We start from the raw sequence: 2,232 nt of genomic DNA, 5'->3' as shown, positions 1-2,232 counted from the left end.
ATCTACGGCATGCGTCTCGTCGGCGGCATTGCAGCCGGGCTCTCCAATATCACAGCGCCGCGCTTCGTCATCCTCAACGCGCTTTCATCGGCGGTCTGGGCGGTGCTGTTCGGTACGATCGGTTATGTCTTTGGACTTGGCGCAGAGCACTTCATCGGCCAGGCGCTGATGCATCACGAACGGTTGCTGATCGGTCTTGGCATCGGCCTGACCGTGGCCGTTGTGGCATGGCTCGTCGCCCGTCACATCGCCAGGAGGGAACGCGCCAGGGAAGGCTGATCGTCAATCCACGCCGAGCGCCTGATCCCCCCGATCGAGGATAAGCGGGACGATCAGGTCTTCCTCGTCGGCAAGATGTCTTGTCAGCATGGCGATCAGCCGGCTGTTTTCGTCGGCATAGGCGTCGGCTGCAAAGCGCTGTCTGTCCTCGCTCTCCTGAAGCGTCTTAATGAAGGCATTGGCCGCCTCGGCATTGCGCTCCAGCCCTTCATGGATGGTGTGGTGGTCGGCATCGAGAATCTCGAAGCCGCGCTTCAAACGGGGCTCGGCCTTGGCGAAGATCGGGAAATATTGATAATCCTCGACATTGTGGTGACCGTCGAGATGCCCAAGAAAATGATTGAGGCGCGGCGCGAACCAGCGCGCGAAATCAGGCGCCGTCAGCCGTCCCTCACGGAAGTCGTCAATGCCGTTGGCCAGCATGCCGCCAAGTTCGCGGAACATGTCGTGCCGCTGCAGCCACATATTGGCGATGCCGTGGACGTTGGCATGGTCCTGCCAGTTTTCACGCGGGTATTTTTCGACGAGCCAGCGCAGATCGTCTGGCAGGCCCACGCGTTCGAGAAGCAGAAAATTGGCGGCCCCGGCCATGACAGTCTCCTTTGGTGACTGCCATATAGGCATCGAAAGGCTAGATCGGTAGCCCAGTGATCCGCTCGATAATGGCGATGCCCCAGACACCGGCGACGATGAGCACCGAAATCAGCACCGCCAGCGAACCGCAATCCTTGGCCAACTGGATGTCGACATTGAACTCGCGGCTGAAAGCGTCGCATGCCGCCTCGATGCCGGTGTTAAGCACCTCGACCATGATCAAGAGCAGCACCGCGCCGATCAGCAAGGCATAACCGCGCCACGAGATCGAAACGAACCAGCCGAGCGGCAGTGCCAGCGCCAGCAGCATCAGCTCCTGCTGGAAAGCCTTCTCGCTGGCGGCCAGCTTGCGAAACGCCCGCACCGAATTGAAATAAGCGTCGATCAGCCGCTGCATGCCAAACCCCTTTGCGAATCACCGGCACGGGATAATGCAATGGCTGGCCAGATCAATGGAATAAGGTGACTTGTCCAAGATTCATTCAGCAACCGGTATGGACGGTGTCGACTTTTCAAACTGCGGCAGCCCGTCGTCGATCGAATAATAGTCGCCCTTGTCACCAACGAAGATATGGCATTCCCCCTCAAGACCTGTCGGCTTGTCGAACGATCCCGCCATGACTGAAACGTAGTCCTGGTCTCGCGGCTTCCAGAACAGCACCGACCCGCATGCCTTGCAGAACCCACGCCTGGCGAAGGTAGAGGCTTCGTACCAGGTGATACTTTCCACGCCATCGATCACGATGTCGACATTGGCAACATTGGTCGCGGCATAGAAATGTCCGCTCTGCTTGCGGCATTGCGAGCAATGACAATAGACGACGCCACGCAACGCTCCGTTCGTTCTGAAGCGGACGGCTCCACACAGACACGATCCCTGGTGACCACCACTCACGTCGATCCTCCTTGAAAGAAAAGTGCCTGGCATCGCCTTCAGGATTCCAGCTTTGCGGCGCACGCACGCAAGCAAATGCGACATGTACTGGCGTGGAGAATGGAGCCGCGGACCTGGCGCATCCGGCTTGGTGCGTTCGGCGTGCAGGCGATCTGCGAGTTTCCGGAAAAGCGCATCGAGTTTTCAAGGGCGGCGTTTGCTGACCCCAGACTCGCCGGCCTGCGCTGGGAACGCGGGCACTGAACCAACCAAAAGAAAAGCGCCGGATTTCTCCAGCGCTTTTTCCGTCAGCCGTTCAGGCCGAAATCGAGCTTAACCGTTCGCAACCTGCTTGTGCTGCACCGGGTGGCTCTTCTTGAGCAGGTCTGACACCAGGAACGCCAGTTCGATCGCCTGGTCGGCGTTGAGGCGCGGGTCGCAATGGGTGTGGTAGCGGTCCTGCAACTCCTCGGCGGTGATGGCGC

Annotated in this window: 5 protein-coding genes and 1 pseudogene; 2 read left to right on the top strand and 4 right to left on the bottom strand. The window is 59.4% G+C overall.

The window, feature by feature from the left end:
- A pseudogene (locus ENZ75_RS29500) lies at positions 1–279 on the top strand (DUF1109 family protein); the annotation flags it as partial.
- Between the two features lie 3 nt (positions 280–282).
- On the opposite strand, the gene ENZ75_RS29495 reads toward ENZ75_RS29500, so the two are convergent.
- The 3 genes from ENZ75_RS29495 to ENZ75_RS29485 form a co-directional block, all read right to left on the bottom strand.
- The gene (locus ENZ75_RS29495) at positions 283–870 is read right to left on the bottom strand and encodes a hemerythrin domain-containing protein (RefSeq protein WP_063167905.1); all 588 of its coding nucleotides are present in this window, start codon (positions 868–870) and stop codon (positions 283–285) included.
- A 40-nt stretch (positions 871–910) separates the two neighbouring features.
- Complete coding sequence (locus ENZ75_RS29490; protein WP_024503562.1) at positions 911–1,270, bottom strand: diacylglycerol kinase; 360 nt, start codon at positions 1,268–1,270, stop codon at positions 911–913.
- An 81-nt stretch (positions 1,271–1,351) separates the two neighbouring features.
- A complete protein-coding gene (locus ENZ75_RS29485; protein ID WP_013531901.1) occupies positions 1,352–1,768 on the bottom strand; it encodes a GFA family protein in 417 nt (138 codons plus the stop codon).
- 99 nt (positions 1,769–1,867) lie between these two features.
- Here ENZ75_RS29485 and ENZ75_RS29480 point away from each other — a divergent pair, with 99 nt between their 5' ends.
- Entirely contained in the window at positions 1,868–2,011 is a 144-nt protein-coding gene (locus ENZ75_RS29480) for a hypothetical protein (RefSeq protein ID WP_335918377.1), read from the top strand.
- A 69-nt stretch (positions 2,012–2,080) separates the two neighbouring features.
- On the opposite strand, the gene ENZ75_RS29475 is transcribed toward ENZ75_RS29480, so the two are convergent.
- Positions 2,081–2,232, bottom strand: a 152-nt coding sequence (locus tag ENZ75_RS29475; protein ID WP_206617128.1) for a 3-deoxy-7-phosphoheptulonate synthase, incomplete at its 5' end; no start/stop codon positions are given.

The organism is Mesorhizobium sp. M7A.F.Ca.CA.002.04.1.1 (assembly GCF_004022805.1).
In the GTDB taxonomy this organism is placed as follows: Bacteria; Pseudomonadota; Alphaproteobacteria; order Rhizobiales; family Rhizobiaceae; genus Mesorhizobium; species Mesorhizobium ciceri.
Note: the sequence above shows the minus strand (reverse complement) of the source record. Positions and strands in the feature narration are given on the sequence as shown.